We start from the raw sequence: 18428 nt of genomic DNA, 5'->3' as shown, positions 1-18428 counted from the left end.
CTCGGCATCGACGCGCGAGCCGTGGTTCAGGCCTCCTTGACCGGACGGACCGGGAGCACAGCCGGGCTGTTATCGACTGCCTGTGTTTCCCACCGCTGCAGTACTAGCCTTTCATCCGGTCACGGAAGGTTGCGAGGTCGCGGAGTGCCGCGGCAAGCCGGCGCTCGGACTTCTGCCCCGAGTCATTCAGGCGGCGCCAGATGGCGACTGCTTCCCCTGTCACCACTGCGGCCTTGTCGGGTTGCCGCATCTGCCAGAAGAGATTGCCGAGGTCGTGCAGCGTCTGGGCCAGGTCGGGCAGATAGGCCGAAGGGTGTTGTTCCGCCAGGCGCCTGTACGCGGACACCGCCTCCTCTGTGATCGCGAGGGCGCGCGCACACTGCCCCGGACGCGCCCTGGCCAGATTGAAACCGAGAGCGGACAAGAGCCCGGCAAGCGCGTCCTCGAAGTACGCCGCGTCCTCCTCGGCGAGCCGTTGCCGCACGGCCACCGCTTCGTCCGCGACTGCCAAGGCTTCGTCGAACCTCTCCAGCGTCCCCAGGACACCTCCCAGGGCGGCCAGCGAAAAGGCGAGGTCAGGTTCATGGCCCGCTGGATGGAAGTTGGCGAGTCCCCGGCGGATTGCCACCGCCTCCCCCAGATCGGCCCGGGCCCTCTCCAGGTCCCCGACGACGGCCGATATCGCTCCCAGGTCATGCAGCGAGAAGGCCAGCACAGGCTGGTACTTCGCCGGATCGGACCGCGCGAGACGTCGACGGATCGCCACCGCCTGCCCGAAGGCGTCGCGGGCCGCACCCCGTTCGCCTGCTTTGCGACGACAGTCGCCGAGCAGGTGCAGAGCCCCGGCCAGGTCCGGTTCGTAGGTGACGGGATCGTAGCGGGCCAGCCTCTCCAGCAGGTCCGCGGCCTCTTCGGCGATCGCCGAGGCTTCGTCGCGGCGTTTGAGCTCAGCCAGCTTCGTGGCGAGAATCTGCAGGTTGTCGGCGAGGTCCGCCTCGCCGGCCGGGTCGCCTGCCACCAGCCGCCGCCTCAATGCGCTCGCCTCGACGGTCACGCTCAGCGCGTCCGCAGGCCGTCCCGCCGCCCACAACCGTGCGGCTAGGCCGTGCAGCGTGGCACTGAGCACGGGACCGAAACCGGCCGGGTCGCTGCCCGCCAGCCGGCGGAGGATCTGCGCGGCCAGTTGTGTCTCCGTGACGGCGTCCTGCGCGTTTCCCAATTCGAGGAGGTCGGCGCCGAGGTTGTTGAGCGCGATGGCGAGGGATTCGAGATGCGTGGCGGGATCCTGCTGGGCCAGATGGCGGTATATCAGCACTGATTCCTGCGTCAGGCGCAGCGATGCCTCGGATTGTCCGAGCTCTGACAAGAGTGTGCCGAGCCGCAGCAGCACCATGGCCAGATGGGGTTCGTTCGTCTCCGGGGCGTCCTCAGCCAGCCGCCTGAGCAGCGCCAGACTCTCCATGGACGTGGTCAGGGATTTCTCCTGCTGCCCCGCGTGGGACAGGCGCAGGCCGACGTTGTACAGGGTGATCGCGAGGCGCTGCTGGTGATACGGCGAGCCCCTCTCGGCGACCTTTCGGTAGAGCAGTACCGCTCCTTCGGCCGCGGACAGGGCGTCCCGGTCCCGGCCTTGCTCCGCCAGCCTGTTGCTGAGGTTGTTCAGCGCGTTGGCCAGGTCGGGCTCATGGATGACCGGATTGGTTTCGACCAATTGCGAGAGAAGCAGCACGCTGTCCTCGCATACCGCCAGGGACTCCTGCAGCCGTCCCGTCGCCGCCAGGTCGTTGCTCAGGTTGTACAAGGCGATGCCAAGAGCCGGACGGTGCGCCTCCTCATCGGCCTCCGACAGCCAACGAAGGATCGTGACGCCCTCCTCGGTCGCCGCGAGGGCCTCCTCATGTCGGCCCATAGCGGTCAATGCGGAGCCCAGCTGGCTGATCAGCACTCCGGCGAGACGGGGGGCAACCGCCGCCGGCTCCGACTCGGCGAGGCGCCGCAGCAGGGCGACGGCTTCCTCGACCAAGACGAGTGCCCGGCCTTGGGACCCGACGTTCAGACAGGCGGTGCTCAGCTCGCGCAGGGCGGCTGCCAGGTCCAGTTCATGACCTGGTGCCGCCGGGGCGTGCTGTCGGTACAAGGAAACGGCTTCCTCGGCGGAGCAGAGTGCCTTCTCCCACTCGTGTGCCTGGGCCGCACAGGTCGCCAGGTCGCGCAGTGCTCCCGCCAGGGTGGTGGCGTAGACGGCCGGATCGGATGCGGCCAGTCGACTCAGGATGCCGACCGCTTCCTCGGCCCGTGCGATGGCCTCTCGCGGGTTTCCGGCGAATGTGAGGGCATTCGCGGAAGTGAGCAGCGCGGCGGCGAGTTTCCCGATGGACATCGGGTCGGTGAAGAGCGCAGGCCGTAGCAGCGCTACCGCCTCCTCTGCTGCGGCAGTGACGTCCTGCGGCTGGTCCCCGGCGTTGAGCAGACTGCTGCTGAGGGTGACCAGTGCGGTGGCGAGCCTCGCCGCATGAGCCGGCGGATTGGTGGCGGCCAGGCGCCGTCCGACAGCCACGGCCTCCTCGGCCGCTCGTACCGCCTCCCGGTGGCGATGCACCGTCCCTAGCCACTCGGCGAGACGGACCAACACATCGGCGAGTGGCGCGGCGTTGGCCTCGGGACGTTCCGCAACCATTCGCCGGCGCACCGCCACGGCCTCCTCGGCCGCTGTCACGGCCTCCTGGAAACGATTCGCCGCGTTCAACGCCAGGCTCATGAAGCTCATCGAGTTGACGAGGGCCTCCGTGAGGGCGTCGGGCTCTTCTTCGACGAGGCGCCGCGCGAGGGCCACGGCCTCCTCTGCCACGGACACTGCCTCATGGCTGCAACCGGTCGCCACCAGAGCGAACCCGAGCGTGACAAGCGCTGAAGGAAGGTTCCGACGGTGGGCCGTCGGGTTGACTTCGGCCAGCCGGCGTTGCAGTGCCGTGGCCTCCCGCGCCACCGCGAGGGCTTCCGCCGGGCGCCCCGTGTCCTTCAGAGCGATCGCGAGGTTGTGCAGAGATGCCGCGAGATCCGGTTCGTAGGCCGGCGCGTTGCCGGACGCCAGGCGGCGCCACAGGGCAACCGCCTCCCGGGTGGCGGTCAGGGCGTCCTCATGCCGGGCGACATCGGCCAGCCCGGCGGCGAGGTTGCCCAGAGCACCAGCCAGACCCTTGCCGTCCGCGTCGGGATTGCCGTCCACCAGGAGTCTGTGCACCGTGACGGCCTCCTCGGCCGCGGCCAGTCCCTCCTCAGGCCGTCCGGCCCACGCCAGATGCGCGTTGAGGTTGCTCAGGACCTCGGCCAGAGCCGGCTCGAAGTCGTCGGGGTCCAGCGACGCCAAAACCCGGAGGAGTTCCACGGCCTCCTGGGTCGCGGTCAGTGCTTCCTCGCGCCGCCCGAGCCGTGACAAGCTCGTACCGAGGTTCCGCAGTGCGCTTGCCAGTCTCGCCGCATGAACGGCGGACGTCCTGAGGTAGCCGGGATCGAGGATGGAGCGGCCCTGGGTCTCGGCAAGGTGCCGGGACAGGGCGGTCGCTTCCTGTGCCGCGGACAGGGCTTCCTCTCGCCACCCCGCGTTGGACAGGCGCAGGCTGAGACCGATCAGGACGTCGACCCGGCTCGCCGGGTCCTGGGATCCTGCGAGACGGTGCTGCGCAAGGCGCCTGGCGACCGCGGCGATTCCCGTGTCGAGGTCGACATGCCGATGTCCGGGGAAGTGCTCTTCGACGGCTTCCAGCAGTTCGGGCCTGATGCCATCGAGAGCGGCGAGTGCCGTGAGAGCCGCGCCGCCGGCGGCGACGGCGAGCCCCGGGTCCTCCTCCAGCAGGGGATACAGATACCCGGGACCGAGGTGGGGCCAACGCTCCGCCGCGGCGGCGAGGAACGTGACCGCGCGGGGCACCCACGGAGCGGGAGCGGCGTTCCCTTCGCGGTTCAGCAGCACGGTGGCGACCGGTCCGGCCCACCCTTGCGCCGGATAATCCACCGGATGACCGGGGAAGGTCAGCGCGAGGAAGTCCTCCGCGAGGCGGTCGGGGTAGAGAGGTTCCAACACCGTCTGTGAGAGAGGGCGGGCCGGTGGGTAGCAGGCGGCATGATCGGTGATGATCTGCTCGGCGGTGATGCCCTGGGAGGCCGTCCGGAGCGGCGGCTCCTGGAGCACTGCGGTGCCGGCGGGCCGGTCCAGCGGGCCTGTGAGGGCAGCGGCGAACACCGTTCGATTCATCACCTCGGGTGACGTGCGGAACGTCCGCCCTGTGGGATCGAGTTCATGGGTGGCGTCGCCGTACAACCGCTGCCAGTGCAGGTGTTCGCGGTCCAGGAGGTAGACCGTCAGTCCCGCGGCATCGCTGGGCGGGCGATGACCGCTGTCCCGGGCGTCGACCGCAACAAGGGCGGCCATGTGCACCGCCAAGGTCAGTCCGAACTCCGGCTGGTCCAGAAAGCCCGGTAACGAGATGCTGGAAGCCGGGATGGCGTACCGGGCGGCGAAGCTGTCGCGGGCCGCGGCGAACATCTCGGCACGTCGGTCCGACTCGCCACCGCCGTCCGGAAGAGAGGGCAGGACGTGAGCCGAGACGGCCGTCTGATAGTTGGCGAGCGCGCCCCGTACGGCGGGCCACAGATCGGCACTGCGGGCCAGCATCAGGACACGTGTGCGCACCGTCGGCCGATGGAGCACGGCGTTGCTCAACAGCCAGGTCAGATGCGTCAGCGGCCAACGGTCGGCGTAGTCCACGAGCAGCAGTAGACCGCACACGCCGTCAAGACCCAGATCCTGGCTTCCCGGAGGCGGATAGACGGTGCCCGGACCGTGGGTGGCCGTAACGACCTTCCAGCCATGGTCGAGCGAGTCCCGCGCGAACTCGGACGCCAAGCGGGTCTTGCCTTGGCCTCCGGGAGCATGCAACCACCGCACAGCCATTCGCGGTCCTGTCTCACGCCACCGGCACAGATCGGCGAGTTCCGCTTCGCGCCCGGTGAAGCCGACGACGGCGAAGCGGGCATTGAGCATACGACTGGGCAGCTCCCGCAGGAATTCCGGGTCCACCGGTTCCGGCGGATGCCAGTTCTCCAGGAGGTACAGCGGAACACCATCGCCGAAGACATGGATGTCCGCACCGATCGCACCGTAGGCGAAACCGTTGTCCGCCCGCACCGCCTGCCGCGCGTCCGCGGGTTCCCCCGGATGCCCGGATCCCGGGGGCGAAGGCTTCATCGGCTGTGGTCCACCGCCGTTCCCTGAGGCGGTGCGGGCGGCGGACTCACAACCCCGGGGTGGTAGTGGACGTTGACGGTGCTGCCGGGGCCGAGCGCACCGTACGCCGAGCCGCCGTCGCGCGCGACGACGTGCTGCACCCACTGGTGCCGGACCGCCGGGAGCAACGGCTGGACCTCTTGGATCAAATCCCTGAGACCGCTCTCGGTGTCAGGACGGTCGCGCAGCAGGTCGACAAGGTCGTCCCGCCACCGGGCGACCTCCGCCTCGCGGACGGCCTCTGCCGCTTCCGCCCTCTCCACACGAGCCAGGCTGCGCTCCAGCTGCGCCTCGACGTTCTGCTCGGAGTCACCCCGGCGCCGGAACAACGCGACGGCCCTGGTTCTGGCCATCTGCCAGGTACTGGTGGCCATCGCCGCGACAAGGGTCGTCGCACCGGTCATCGCAAGGGCCGTCACTGGGTCGGACACCAGAAGCCTCCGGCTCGTTCCTCCACGGCGCCCGCTCCGGACCGCCGCCAGCATCGCGTTCCCGTCCATCATGCCTCGACGATGGCCCTTCGGCGAAGGGATTCTGACTGTCCGTCGGAACCGCTGTAGCGGGAATGCTTCGGACGTCGGCGGCATCCACCTGGCTCCCCGGGTGGCGTCCGCCGACGTTGGATCACCCAGGCAGGAATCAACGCGCTGACAGCTCGTAGAGGCCCGCCGCGCTGCGCAGCGGCCGGTCGGCGTCGTCGGGTCGGAGCGGGCGCGGTCATGCCGGCCAGCCGGTCGAGGTCCGAGGTGATGCGCCGGATCATCGCCGGACTGTCGCTCGAACTGGAGCAGGCCAAGGCGGAACCCGGCGCCGCCGCCGGTGCGGCCCGGCTACCCGTCCGGACCGGCCAGCCGGGGATGGTGAGGCGGGATTAAATGTCTGCGATCAAGGCAGAGAGCGCCGTATGGTCATGAACCTCCCAAGGGGGAGAGGAGGTTCACCAGAGATGGGATTGTTCAAGGACACACCGCCCCGCGAGCATCCTGAGTACACGCAACTGCGCTTCATGGCAGCCGGATCACCGTCATGGTGGAAGCAGAACCGGCACAAGGTCCTGGCGATCGCAGGACTCCTCGCCGGGCTCTGGCTCGCCGGACACCACCACGACGCCACCCCCAAGACGTGCGCCCCTGCGAGTACATCCAGCACGTCTCGCTGATAGCGGCGCGAAGCCCGGCCCCGCGACCCGCATGGGGCCGGGCTTCGCAGACTGGCGCTTGGCAGCCTCCTGGCGACGGCAGCTCGGATCATCCTCTCCGGGCCGCTGGTTACCGCGACTCTGATCTGAGCATCCGTCACGCAGCCCGGACGCGCTCGATGAGATCGGCGACGCCGTCAACCTGGCGGTACGGCTTGAACGCCGGCGCGAGTTCGCGGACCAGGCTGACGCACCGCTCGGCGCCGATGCGGGTGGCCAGATCGAGGGATTCGGTGGTGACGGCGAGAGCCTGCTCGACGTCGTTGGATTGCAGGAAGCCCTTGGCCTGGTAGGTCAGGAAGATGCCACGCGTCTTGTCCCGGGCCGTGGGCAGGAGGGCCAGGCCCTCGGCGATCCTGACGTGCGCCTCGTCGGCCCGGCCGAGATCGAGCAGGCACTGGCCGGAGTCGACCGCGAGGTCCGCGGGGCTCATCCACGCGCACCAGCCTGGCGCGGGGTCGCTGGCCCGCGTCGACAGTGCAGTCTCGGCGTCGGACAGGTCGCGGTAGCACGCGGAGCGTTCGCCGAGCGCGGCGTAGGCCCTGGCCCGCCGGAGGAACAGCAGCGACCGGGCGGTGGGGTGCTTGGTACCGGACAGTGCGTGGCCGAGCTGGTCCACCGAGATGTTCGGTTGGCCGATCCAGTTCGACTGGTAGGCGAAGTCGGAGAGCACACCGGCGCCGAAGTCGCGGTCACCTGCGGCGTTGGCGGCTTGCAAGGCCCCCGCCCAGAGCTTTCCCGCGGCGAAGTGCTTGCCCTGGTCGAAGCGGTGCCAGCCGCAGGTGGTGGCCAGTGACGCGGCCACGAGGTGCAGCCGCTTGGCGACGGGCTCGGCGTGGCCGCCGCCCTCGATCAGGTCGGTGACGGTGGCGAGATGAGCGTCCATCAGCTTGATTGTGTGCTGGCGCTGTTCGGTGGACAGCGTCGTCAGCTTCGCGCTGGTTTCCTCCAGCCAGTCCACGAGCCCGGGGTCCACGGCCGTCCTGCCGTCGAGGGCGGACGTCAGGCGATCGGGCTCGATCGTGGCCCACTGGGCGGCGAGGCCGGCCAGCGAGACGGCGCTGAAGGTCATGAAGCTGCGGCGGTCCATGGCGGCTCTCTGTGCATCTCGAAGTGCTTGGACGGTGTACGCCGATCCCAGTGGCAGCGGAACCTCGCGACCGGGCAGCCAATCGGGCCACCCGAACAGCTCCATGTCGGCGATCGGAACGTCGAAGGCTTCCGCGATCAGGATCTGGGAGTCCAGGTTCGGCTGCTTACGCCAGTTCTCCCACCGGCTGACGGCCGTCTTGTCCGCGCCGGAGCGGAGCCCGTGCTTGCGGGCGGCCCGGTCGAGGGCTCGATGCCCTCGCGGAAGGCCTGGTCGGTCAGTACGTCGAAGTCGATCATCGGAAGGGCTCCTCGATCTCCGGGTATGCCGGGTCCGCCGGAGGCCTGTTGCCGCAGGTCGGCCTCCGGCGGCTCACCCGGTTCGGTCCTTGGGCGGCTCGTCGATGCCCGGCGGCCGTCGGCAGCGCGAACCCGTGCCGACGACCTGCACTTGGGCGCTCAGGCCGCGGTGCCGTCCTTCGTGTCGCGGGCGGCGACCGAGCGGATGTGCTCTTCGAAGAACCTGCGGGCGTCGCCGCCCATCCGGGCGAGCATCACCAGGGCGGACAGGGCCACGTCGCAGGTCTCCTTGCGCACGTCGTCCCAGTCGTGCGAGTGACCCTTGCGGGGGTTGGCGCCGAGTGCCCCGATGACGGCCTCGGCGACCTCTCCGGCTTCCTCCTGGAGCTTCAGCGCCTGCACGGTCCACCGCTGCTCGTCGCTGCGGTCGAAGTGTGAATCAAGCTTTGTTGCAAGGGAGTTGACGATCTTCCAGGTCTCTTCCATGAGTGAGGATCCTGCCCCTGTTCGAATGGGTCGATCAAGCCGGGCGGTTCCCGGCGAGCCCGGGTCTTTTCGATTTCCGCCGGATGCCGGATGCCGGGAGTTCGCGGTCCCCGGTCGCCGGTCGCCGGTCGCCGCGCTGTCGCCGGTCGCCGGCCAGGTGTCTTCGAGCACGGCCACGGTCACCGCCGTTGACGACGTCGTGGTGAGGTACGTCGAGAGGCATTCCCTCATCGGGACGAAGCGAGTCCGGCCCCGCCGGCCACGCGGCGGGGCCGGAACCCGACATCTTCAGCAGTCTTCCCGCGTGGGGATTCCTCCTGAACCGGTTGGACAGTCGGCCTTACGACCCGATCTCGAAGTCAGGCGGCTGGGGACATGCGAGGCATTCCGTGTCGGGCGCGGTCGGAGTGTCGAAGAACGAGCGGGTGATCTCCTGCGCACACGGCGAGTCGGCGAAGACCACGTGGGCGACGTAGGGGACGGTGACCTCGGTGGACCGGCTCAGCGTGCGGGCGGCGTACGGCCCGCTGCTCGGTGCGGTCTGGGCGTCGAACCCGCCCGACAGGACGAGGGTCGGGATGTCGCTGTGCGTCACGTCCCGGATCGAGCGTGGTGCCGCCGGGACGTCCCAGGCCCGGCAGTCGTCGTGGAGCCAGGCGAGCATCGGAGCGTTGGCCAGCACCGACCGGGGGAACGACGGGAATGCGCGGTGCCCCGCCCGGATCACGTCGTCCTGGCTCTCGAACGGTGTCCATTCGCGGCAGAAGACGCCGTAGGAGAGCCCGTGGGAAACCCTCCCGATGGCCTGCGGGCTCAGCTTGCCACCCGCCCACTGCTCGGCGATCCGCTGCGGGTTGCCGTGGGCCAGGTCATCGACGGAGCGGGGCACTCCGGCCGCCACGTGGGTGGCGGAGACCAGCCAGTTCACCAGGGCCCCGCCGTCCAGCACGACCTTCACCGGCTCCGGGTGGCCCGGGACGGTGACGGTGGTGGTGACGGGTTGGGCTTCGAGCTCGCTGACGAGGCGCTCGAAGGTGGCCTTCAGGTCCGGATAGCGGGTGTCGCAGGCGGGCTGCTCCGCGCAGGCTGCGAACAGGCCGTCGAAGCCTTCCCGTGCGGCTTTCCAGGTCACGGCCCCGCCGGCCAGGGACGGCGGCAGGACGCCGTCGATGCCGACCGAGCGGATGCCCTCCGGGTGCAGGCGCATGTACTGGAGGGCCAGGTCGGTGCCGTAGGAGATGCCGAACACGTTCCACTGCGTGATGCCCAGTGCGACGCGCAGCTCGGCGTAGTCGGCGGCGCTCTCGGTGCCGTCGTAGGCACTGAGGTCGGCCCCGCGGTTCACCAGCGTGTCGTGGCATTCCCGCGTCGCCTCGACGTGCAGGCGCCCGGTGGACGGTGCGCCGTAGACGAGGCCGAGGGCGCGTGCGTTGAACTCGTCGATGTTCGGGCAGGTGAGCTGTGGGTCGGCCGAGTAGGTCCCGCGCTGGGACATGAAGATCACGTCGCGGTCGCGGTTCAGGCTGCCGTTGAGCGCCAGCGGGATCTCGGAGACCGCGTCGTCGCCGGGCCCGCCGGCGAGCCACACGATCGGGTCGGGTGCTGCTCTGTGCGTGACCGCGGGGATGATCGCGACTCCGAGGGTGATCTTTCGCCCGTTGTGCCGGGAACGGTCCTCGGGCACGGTGAGCGTTCCGCAGCGGGCCTTCTCCAGAGCGGGGATCGGATCCGCCGTCCGCGGGCAGGGGCCCGGCTCGAAGTGGGCGTGGCCGGCCGTCCGGGCGACCGTGCCGAGCGGCGCCTCCGAGCCGTCCTCGGCCTGGGCGGGCAGCGCGGCGAGGCCGACGAGCAGGCCGGCGGCCGTGGCCCCGGCCAGCGTGGTCCGGAGTCGTCGCACGATGCGCCGGTGGTGGGGCGGGCGGATGGACATCATGTTCTCTCCGGGGCGGGGGCCGGGGCGGGGGTGATGGTGAACGGTGCGGGCGCGAGGTCTGCCACGCAGTCGGTGTCGGGCGCGGTCGGATGCGCCAGGAAGGAAGCAAGGACGCCCTGTGCGCAGCACGACTGGGGGACCACCCAGTGGCCGATTCCGGGAATCCGCACGACGGTCGAGCGGGACAGCGTGCGGGCCGCGTACTGGCCCCAACTCGCCCCGGTCTTCGAGTCGAAGGTTCCGGAGATGACGAGCGTCGGCACGTCGCTGAAGGTGGTCACCCGCTGGACGGCTGTGCGGTCCGGGACGTTCCAGACCCGGCACACGTCGTACTGGAAGGGGAGCTGCGGCGCCTGGGCCAGGACCGCGTCCGGCCACCCGGAGAAGTTGCGGCGCCCGGCCTCCAGCACGTCGGCCTGCGAATAGCCCGGCACCCACTCGCTGCAGGCCACCGACTCCTTCAGCCCGTAGGCAAATTCGCCGACGGCGGGGGTCGCACCCGCGGCGCGGGCGCGCGCGAAGGGCTCGGGATTCCCGTGGGCGAGTTCGTCCAGGGCGGCGGGCAGGTCGGCGAACGGGATGGCCCTGGCGACCAGCAGGTCCACCAGCGCGCCCCCGTCGAGGACGACCGTCACCGGGTTTCCGCCTCCGGGGGGCTGCGCCGTCAGCGTCAGGGGGTGTTCCTCCAGCCGCCGGACCTGCTCGGTGACGGTCCGGGGGAGGCCTGGGTAGCGGTTCTTGCAGGCGGGCTGGGCCTCGCAGGCCGCGAACACCTCGTCGAGCCCCTCCCGGAAGCTGTCCCAGGTCCAGGGGAGGTTCACGACCGGCGGGGGTGCGACCGAGTCGATCGCCACCGAGCGGATCCCCTCGGGGTGCAGGCGCAGGTAGGTGAGGGCGAGGTCGGTGCCGTAGGAGTACCCGTAGACGTTCCACTGCTCGATGCCCAGCGCCTTGCGCAGGTCGGCGAAGTCCGCGGCGTTCTCGGTGGTGTTGTAGGCGCTCAGCTCGACTCCGCCGGCGGTCAGGCGGTCCCGGCACTCCTTCGTCGCCCGGACCAGGAGTTCCCCGGTGGAGGGCGCGTTGAAGGGCAGCCCCACGGCGCCCGCGTAGAACCGGTCGATCTCCGGGCAGGCGAGGTTCGGCTCCGAGTGGAGGGTGCCGCGTTGGGCCATGACGATCAGATCGTGGTCCTGGTTCACGCCGGCGCCGATCAGGAAGGGAATGCTCCCGAACGCGTCGCCGCCGGGACCGCCCTCCATGAACACCACCGGCTCCCCGGCCGGCGTCGCGGACACCGCCGGGATGATCGCGACGGCCAGCCGGATGGTCCGCCCACCGTGTCGCTCACGGTTCTCGGGTACCTCCAGGAGCCCGCACCGCCCGGGGACCGGTTCGGGCGTGTCCGGGCAGGGACCGGGCACGAACCGCGCCGGAGCTCCTGACAGGGGCTCACGGACCGGTGGTGACATGGCACTACTCGGTGTCGGGCCGACGACCGCCCCCAGGAAGGCCAGCCCGGCAGCGACGAGCGCCACCCCGGTGGGCGCGCCCCGGGAACGCCCCCGTGCGCACCTGTGCCGCATCCGTCTTCGCGCGGACCTGCCGATCCCGCGAACGGTCGGCAGGCAACCCTGACTGATGTCCTGTTCCGCCATGTGATCCCTCTCGCCGTCGTCCCCGGTCGCCCCGTCGGGAACGACGCCGGGTGGCTCCGCCCGCCTCCGCATGGTCGGTGCGGGCGCTGCGTAAGCCAGCCTGCGTTCGTGGGGAGAGGTCCACCATTCAGGACGCCACTCGGCGCAGCCCGGCATCACCCCGCGGTCCGTCCCCTGCCGGGGCGACGTGGTTCGGCTGCTCGGTGCGGTCCTCACCGGGTGTGGACCCGGGCACTCTCACCGGAGGCGTGGCAGGGCGGGCTCTTTGGACACCGCCCCGTCCACCCGTTCGAGCACAGCTTGTCCGAGTCTGGCGGCCGGCACGCGGACCCCGCTGCCCTTGAGGGACCGGCCGCCTTGGATCACCTGCTGCAGCGCGGGACTGCAGGCCCTCGAACCCGAGCCGGTCAACCCGATACGGTGTCGGGCTGACCGGGTCATTGGTTCACGGTCAGTTGGCGACGACCGTGGCCGTGGTCCTGGTGCGATTGAGCTCGCCGTCGGCGATGTACACCGAAAGGTTCACCGCGGACCTGGTCCACGCGCCATCGGGTGCGGTGCTGCTCACCGGAACGGTCGCGGTCGCCAGAGCGCCGGTGCAGGGGACGTGGACCGAGTCCCGGCCGGACACGGTGGATTGTGCGGCCTGCACGGTGATGGCGGCCCACTGGAAGTCCGTGAGGCACCGGTAGGTCACGGAGACGTTCAGCGTCCGGCCGGCATCCGCGACGGTCGCGCCGTTGACGCCTATCGAGATGGTCGCGGCGTGCGCGGGCGCGGTCGCGAGGATCGCACCAGCCGTGGCAAGGGCGGGGACGGCCAGGAATCGGGTGAATTTCGTGCGGACGGCTGATCGCATGACGATGTTCTCCAGTGGTCGCATCGGACAGGGTGAGGTGATTGCGGGGAGTTCCCGCACCCCATAGTGCGGTCCTTTTCCAGGCGGGGCGTCAGGAGAGTTGGCAGACGTCTGAAATGACACGGTGATGTGGCGCGGAGTCGCCCTGATCTCGTGTTCCCGGTGTCGCGTGAACGCCGTGTATATCGGACGTCAATCGCATCCGTATATGGTTCGCCGTGCAAAATCCGTCCGCCGGAAAAAAGGGGGGGAAGTTGCGGGAATCGGCCGGCCATTGTCGACGAGATGGCCCACGGCCGCCGTCCGGAGGGCCTCGCGAATCAGGGCGCGCTTGATCCAGATCTGCTGTGCCGGGCGTGCCCGCCCGTCCGCCGCCCCGGTTCCGGTGAGCTGCGCCGCAAGCGCCACCCGGACCGCCACGCGGAGTCAGCAGAGGCTCACCGGCAGGGCGACGAGGCCGCGGACCAGCCGGGACTGCCGCCAGACGAGCCGGTCGGCAGGGGACGTCAGTTGCAGACGGGGGAAGCGCTCCAGGAGGACGCCGAGCACGATCTCGACCTCCGCGTGGGCCAGCGGTGCACCGAGGCAGCGGTGGATCCCGTGGCCGAAGGCCAGATGACTGGCGGCGTTCGCGCGGCCGAGGTCAAGCCGGCCGGGGTCGGGGAACCTCCCGGGGTCGCGGTTGGCCGCGCCCGGGCACACGAAGACCGGACTGCCGGCGGGCACCGCGGTGCCGCTGAGATCCACCTCGTCGGGTGCCCACCGCCACGTGGCGATGCTGACCGCGGAGTCGTACCGGAGCAGCTCGTCGACGGCGGTCCGGATGCAGTGCGGGTTGGTGTGCAGGTGCTCCAGCTCGGCCGGGTGCTGGAGCAGCGCCAGCACGGCGTTGCCGATCGCCGCGGTGGTGGTCTCGTGGCCGGCGACCAGCAGCAGCACGGCGAGGGAGAGCAGCTCGTCCTCGCCGAGCCGGTCGGCGTCCTCGTCGTGGACCGCGATCAGGTCGGAGAGCAGCGAGCTGTCCGGGCGCGTGCGTTTGATGCTGATCAGCTCCGACATGTAGCCGGCCACGGCGTGGGACGCAGCGTCGATCCGCTGGTGGTCGCCGGTGGCGAACAAGTCGGTCGACCAGGAGCGGATCGAGGGACGGTCGACCGGGGGAACTCCCAGGAGCTGGCAGATGACGGTGACCGGCAGGGGGCCGGCCAGCTCCTCGACGAGGTCGACCTCGGTGCCGGGCTCCCACATCCCCACGAGCTGCTCGGCGAGCGAACGGATGTAGGGGCGCAGACCGTCGACCCGGGCCGGCGTGAACGCCTTGGTCACCAGCTGCCGGAGCCGGGTGTGCTCTGGCGGGTCGGTTGCGAGCATGGTGCGTGCGACGGCTGGATGCAGGGACCGCAGGGGCGGTCTGTCGGCGAAGTACGCGCCGGTGTCCTTCGACAGCGGGGCGGTGAATGCCTGCCGAGCCTCGTCGTAGCCGGTGACGACCGTCGCGGTGGTGGCACCGCCGTCCAACGACACTTGCAGGACGGGAGAGGCCGCGCGCAGGGCGGCGTAGGTGGGGTAGCGGTCGGAGTGGAACGCCGGGTCGGCGAAGGGGGAGGAGGTCATGGTCGGTCCCTATGCCGCTACACATGCCGTCTGCCGCTGGGCAGCCACGGCGGTGCGGACGATGTCATCGGTCGTGTAGTGCTGAGAGACCGAGCGTAGCCACAGCGCACCTCGGCGCGGAGGCCCCCGCGCGGGCGGACTCGCCGGTCGCCTGCTGCCGGGTCGGCGCGGATGTGGCGCACGGGGCGGAGGGGAGCCCCGAGGCCTCCGGCGGCGTCAGGCCGGGTGGATGAGGCGGCTTTCGTAGGCGAAGACCACGGCCTGTATCCGGTCGCGGAGTTCGAGCTTTTGCAGGATTCGCCCCAGATGGGACTTCACGGTCGCCTCCGCGAGATACAGGGTGGCCGCGATCTCGGTGTTGGACAGGCCGCAGCCCACCTGGACGAGCACCTCGCGTTCACGGGCGCTGAGCCGGCTCAGCCGCTCGTCGCGGTCGGCGCTGCTGCCGTCGGGGATGTGCGGGCGCAGGTGCTCCAGCAGGCGGCGGGTGATCCGCGGGGAGACCACCGCGTCGCCCGCGGCGACGCTGCGTATCGCGGTGAGCAGCTCCTCGGGCCTGGTGTTCTTCAGCAGGAAGCCCGACGCTCCGGCGTTGAGTCCGGCGAAGGCGTATTCGTCCAGGTCGAAGGTGGTGAGGATCAGCACCCTGCTCTGCGGGGAGACCCCGATGACCTGTCGGGTCGCCTCGATCCCGTCGGTCCCGGGCATCCGGACGTCCATGAGGACGACATCGGGGCGCAGCTCCCGGGCGAGGCGTACGGCCTGGATGCCGTCCGCGGCTTCGCCGACCGGTGCCATGTCGGGCTGGGCCTCCAGGACCGTGCTGAAGGCCATGCGGAGCAGCGCTTCGTCGTCGGCGATCAGGATGCGGATCGTCATGCGGACGCCGCTCCGCCGCTGCCGAGGGAGAGGCGGGTACGGACTGCCCAGCCGCCGCCCGGAAGGGGGCCGGCCTGCAACGTCCCCCCGTAGGCGGCCGAGCGCTCGCGCATGCCGGGGATGCCGTGGCCGGATGGTGTGGCGGCGGGAAGTGGTGGGCAGGGGCCGCCGTCGGTGACGTCCACGGTGACGGACTCGGTTGAGCACCGTATCCGGACCTTCGCGCGTGTGCCGGTGGGTGTGTGTTTGAGGGCGTTGGTCAAGGCTTCCTGTACCAGGCGGTAGACGGTGAGTTGTGCGGTGGCGGGTATGTGGGTGTGGCCGCCGTGGACCTCGAGGCGGGTCGGCAGCCCGGCGGCGCACATCTGGTCGGCGAGGGTCTCCAGTTGAGCGATGCCGGGCAACGGGTGGCGCTCCGCGTCCGGTTCGTCGGTCCGCAGAATGCCCAACGAGCGCCGCATGTCGGTCAGGGCCTGCCGGCCCGTCTCGGAGACCTGGAGCATCGCGGTGGTGGCCTTGTCGGGTGACCGGTGCTGCGCGTAGACGGCGGCGTCGGTGAGCGCGACCATGACGGACAGGTTGTGGGTGACGATGTCGTGCATCTCCCGGGTGATGCGTGTCCTTTCCTCGGCGACGGCCAGTCGCGCCTGCTGGTCCTGCTGTTGCTCCAGGCGGGCGGCCCGTTCCTCCAGGGCCCCGAGGTAGGCGCGCGTGGTCCGCACATTCACACCCAGGACGGCGGCGGCGGCGACCATCGCGGTGACCGCGACGAACGGGGTCAGGAATGCGCCTTCCGTCGTCCAGCGCAGACAGGCCAGCAGGACCCCTGCCTCCACGACGGCACCGGCGACGAGCGTGCAGCGCCGGCCCGAGTTCGCGGCCGCCGTGTAGAGAGCCACCAGCAAGGCGATGTCCGCCGGCAGTTGGACGTCCATCAGCCACTGGCCGAAGGCCGCGGCTGCCACGGCGCCGAACACCGTGAGTGGGGCCCGGCGCCGCCACACCAGGGGCAGCGCAAGGGCGGCGGTGAGGGCCACGGCCGCCGGCAGCTCTTGCGGCGCCCGTGTGGTCACGACGTTGAGGAGGAGCAGCGCCGGCAACAGCGAGTCCCACACCATGGGCGGCAGCCGGAGGCCCCAGCGCCGGGCGGCTCTCACCGGTCGCGCCGCTCGCGCGGAGGCCAGGCCGGCGTACCTCGTCAGTCGTAAGGCTGTCCTCGCCCACCGGTCCCGGTCCCGGTGGCGTGCCCGGTGGGCCCTGCCGGGTTCCGCGGCCGCCTCGGTCATCGCACGTCCCTGTCGGTTCAGCGTCATGGCGGCCCCGGCCGGGGCCACCACCGCGTACAGCCGCGCCCCGGTCGCGTACGGGGCACGTACGCCTCCGCGCTGCCCGGCACGTACCGCAGCCCTGTCACGGTAGGCCGCGGGCCCGCGAAGCACATGAGTCCACCGGCTGATGGCACCGTGCCGCGATACGACCGCAGGAGGAGTCCCGCTACCTCCCGTGGTCGTAGGGCGGCCGCTGATCCGGCGTGCTCGATTGCGACCCCGGTTGTACGGGGACCTGCCACGGATTGCGACCCCGGTTGCACACGATGGCGACCCGGGATCGATGTGGCAGCGCATCCCCGGCGCCGAGTATGGCCGGGTGACCGAGATCATCGCGGGACTGTCCATGTCCCCTCTGGAATTTCTTGCCGTGCCGGCTGCCGTCGCGCTGGTGGTGGCGCGCTGGCTTCCCCCCGCCGCCCGCCCACGCGTCACGACTGCGGCCGGGGCGGTTCTCGTGCTGTCCGCGCTCGTGCTGAGTGTGGCGGGGATCCGCTGGCAGATGCTGCCGGTACTGGCAGGCGCCGCCTTCGCGTTGCCGTTCGCCCTGGCCCCCGTGCTGCGACGCCGTGCCGGCCGGCCGGCGTGGCGGGCCCGCTGGTGGCTGGCGTTGCCGGGATCGGTGGCCTGCATCGGCATGATCGCCACGGGCCCGGTGGCCGCCTGGGCCTTTCCCGTGCCCGTGTTCCCCGAACCGTCGGGCGACTTCGCGGTCGGCACCCGCGTGGTGCAGTGGACCGACCCACGCCGCCCCGAGACCTTCACCGCCGATCCGGACGACCGGCGCACCGTCGTGGTCCAGCTCTGGTACCCCGCCCAGAAGAGCCCCGCAGGCGCGCAGCGGGCCCAGTACCTCGGACGCACGGAGCAGGAGGCGCGCACCGTCTCCGACGCCCTCGCCCGCGGAGTCGGCCTGCCCGGCTTCCTGGTCGACGGTGTTCCGCGTGCCCGCACCCATGCGGTCGTCGACGCCCCGGTGGACAGCAAGGGGGGACGGTTCCCCGTCGTGCTGTTCTCTCCCGGGTCGGGCGGAGTGCGCACCCAGAACACCGCCTGGGCGGAGGAACTGGCCAGCCACGGCTACGTGGTCGCCGCCCTCGACCACCCGTACGACTCCGCCGCCGTCGTCCTCGCCGACGGCCGGACCATCGACACCGAGACCGCCTCCACCGGCGACCCGGACAAGGACGACGAGCTGGCGGCCGGCTGGACAGCGGTTCGAGCCGCCGACCTCGGCTTCGTCCTCACCCGGCTGGAAAGCCTGGACCGAGGTGAGATCGCCGGCCCGCTGACCGGACGCCTGGACACCGGCCGGGTCGCGGTGGCCGGCCACTCCATGGGTGGCGCTGCCGCCCTGCAGGCAGCCCGGCAGGACCGCCGGTTCGACGCCGTCATCGATCTGGACGGCTACCCCCACGGCCCCACCTCGCCCTCCCTCGGCCAGCCGACGCTCGCGCTCACCCAGGCCATCACCCCGGGAACGGACCCGCGCTACATACCCCGCCTCACCGAGGTGCTCGAGTCCGGCGCCGCGACGAGCTACCGGCTCACCATCCCCGGCGCCGCACATCTCACTTTCATGGACGGCCCCCTGTACCTGCCGCCCGTGCCCTCGATAGTCGGCTCCCTGGGCCGCACCGAGAGCCCGCGCGTCGTCGCCGCAGCCACTCTCGCCTTCCTGGACGCCGTTCTCCAAGGCAAACCCGGCGACCTGGCCGGCGTCCTGCCCGCCTACGGCGACCTCAGCGTCTACCCCCCGGACAACAGCTGACCGTGCCGCGCTGCTCCGGCACGACAGGTCTC

General features: G+C 70.8%; 11 protein-coding genes. 1 reads left to right on the top strand and 10 read right to left on the bottom strand.

All coding sequences use genetic code 11. The features are described from left to right. Positions 1-103: 103 nt before the first annotated feature. The 10 genes from ACZ5WK_RS14290 to ACZ5WK_RS14245 form a co-directional block, all read right to left on the bottom strand. Entirely contained in the window at positions 104-5245 is a 5142-nt protein-coding gene (locus tag ACZ5WK_RS14290) for a tetratricopeptide repeat protein (RefSeq protein ID WP_465547626.1), read from the bottom strand. Beyond that, positions 5242-5715, bottom strand: coding sequence for a hypothetical protein (locus tag ACZ5WK_RS14285; protein WP_465547625.1), 474 nt, complete (start codon positions 5713-5715; stop codon positions 5242-5244). The genes ACZ5WK_RS14290 and ACZ5WK_RS14285 overlap by 4 nt, the downstream gene beginning before the upstream one ends. A gap of 864 nt (positions 5716-6579) precedes the next feature. Beyond that, on the bottom strand, positions 6580-7572 hold the full coding sequence (locus ACZ5WK_RS14280) for an XRE family transcriptional regulator (protein ID WP_465547624.1): 993 nt from the start codon (positions 7570-7572) through the stop codon (positions 6580-6582). A 458-nt stretch (positions 7573-8030) separates the two neighbouring features. Then, on the bottom strand, positions 8031-8357 hold the full coding sequence (locus ACZ5WK_RS14275) for a MazG-like family protein (protein ID WP_465547623.1): 327 nt from the start codon (positions 8355-8357) through the stop codon (positions 8031-8033). Positions 8358-8697: 340 nt separating this feature from the next. Next, positions 8698-10290 carry an alpha/beta fold hydrolase gene (locus tag ACZ5WK_RS14270; protein ID WP_465547622.1) on the bottom strand — a complete coding sequence of 531 codons (1593 nt, stop codon included), beginning with the start codon at positions 10288-10290 and terminating at the stop codon, positions 8698-8700. Next, positions 10287-11585, bottom strand: coding sequence for an alpha/beta fold hydrolase (locus tag ACZ5WK_RS14265; protein WP_465547621.1), 1299 nt, complete (start codon positions 11583-11585; stop codon positions 10287-10289). The genes ACZ5WK_RS14270 and ACZ5WK_RS14265 overlap by 4 nt, the downstream gene beginning before the upstream one ends. 811 nt (positions 11586-12396) lie before the next feature. Next, the gene (locus ACZ5WK_RS14260; RefSeq protein WP_465547620.1) at positions 12397-12804 is read right to left on the bottom strand and encodes a hypothetical protein; all 408 of its coding nucleotides are present in this window, start codon (positions 12802-12804) and stop codon (positions 12397-12399) included. Positions 12805-13230: 426 nt separating this feature from the next. Further along, a complete protein-coding gene (locus ACZ5WK_RS14255; protein ID WP_465547619.1) occupies positions 13231-14418 on the bottom strand; it encodes a cytochrome P450 family protein in 1188 nt (395 codons plus the stop codon). 216 nt (positions 14419-14634) lie between these two features. Further along, entirely contained in the window at positions 14635-15297 is a 663-nt protein-coding gene (locus tag ACZ5WK_RS14250) for a response regulator (protein ID WP_465547618.1), read from the bottom strand. After that, entirely contained in the window at positions 15294-16583 is a 1290-nt protein-coding gene (locus tag ACZ5WK_RS14245; protein WP_465547617.1) for a sensor histidine kinase, read from the bottom strand. The genes ACZ5WK_RS14250 and ACZ5WK_RS14245 overlap by 4 nt, the downstream gene beginning before the upstream one ends. Before the next feature lie 325 nt (positions 16584-16908). Here ACZ5WK_RS14245 and ACZ5WK_RS14240 point away from each other — a divergent pair, with 325 nt between their 5' ends. Next, a complete protein-coding gene (locus tag ACZ5WK_RS14240; protein ID WP_465547616.1) occupies positions 16909-18396 on the top strand; it encodes an alpha/beta hydrolase family protein in 1488 nt (495 codons plus the stop codon). Positions 18397-18428 lie beyond the last annotated feature (32 nt).

Source organism: Kitasatospora sp. NPDC032757, from assembly GCF_055579305.1.
This window is presented reverse-complemented; position numbering and strand designations above follow the sequence as displayed.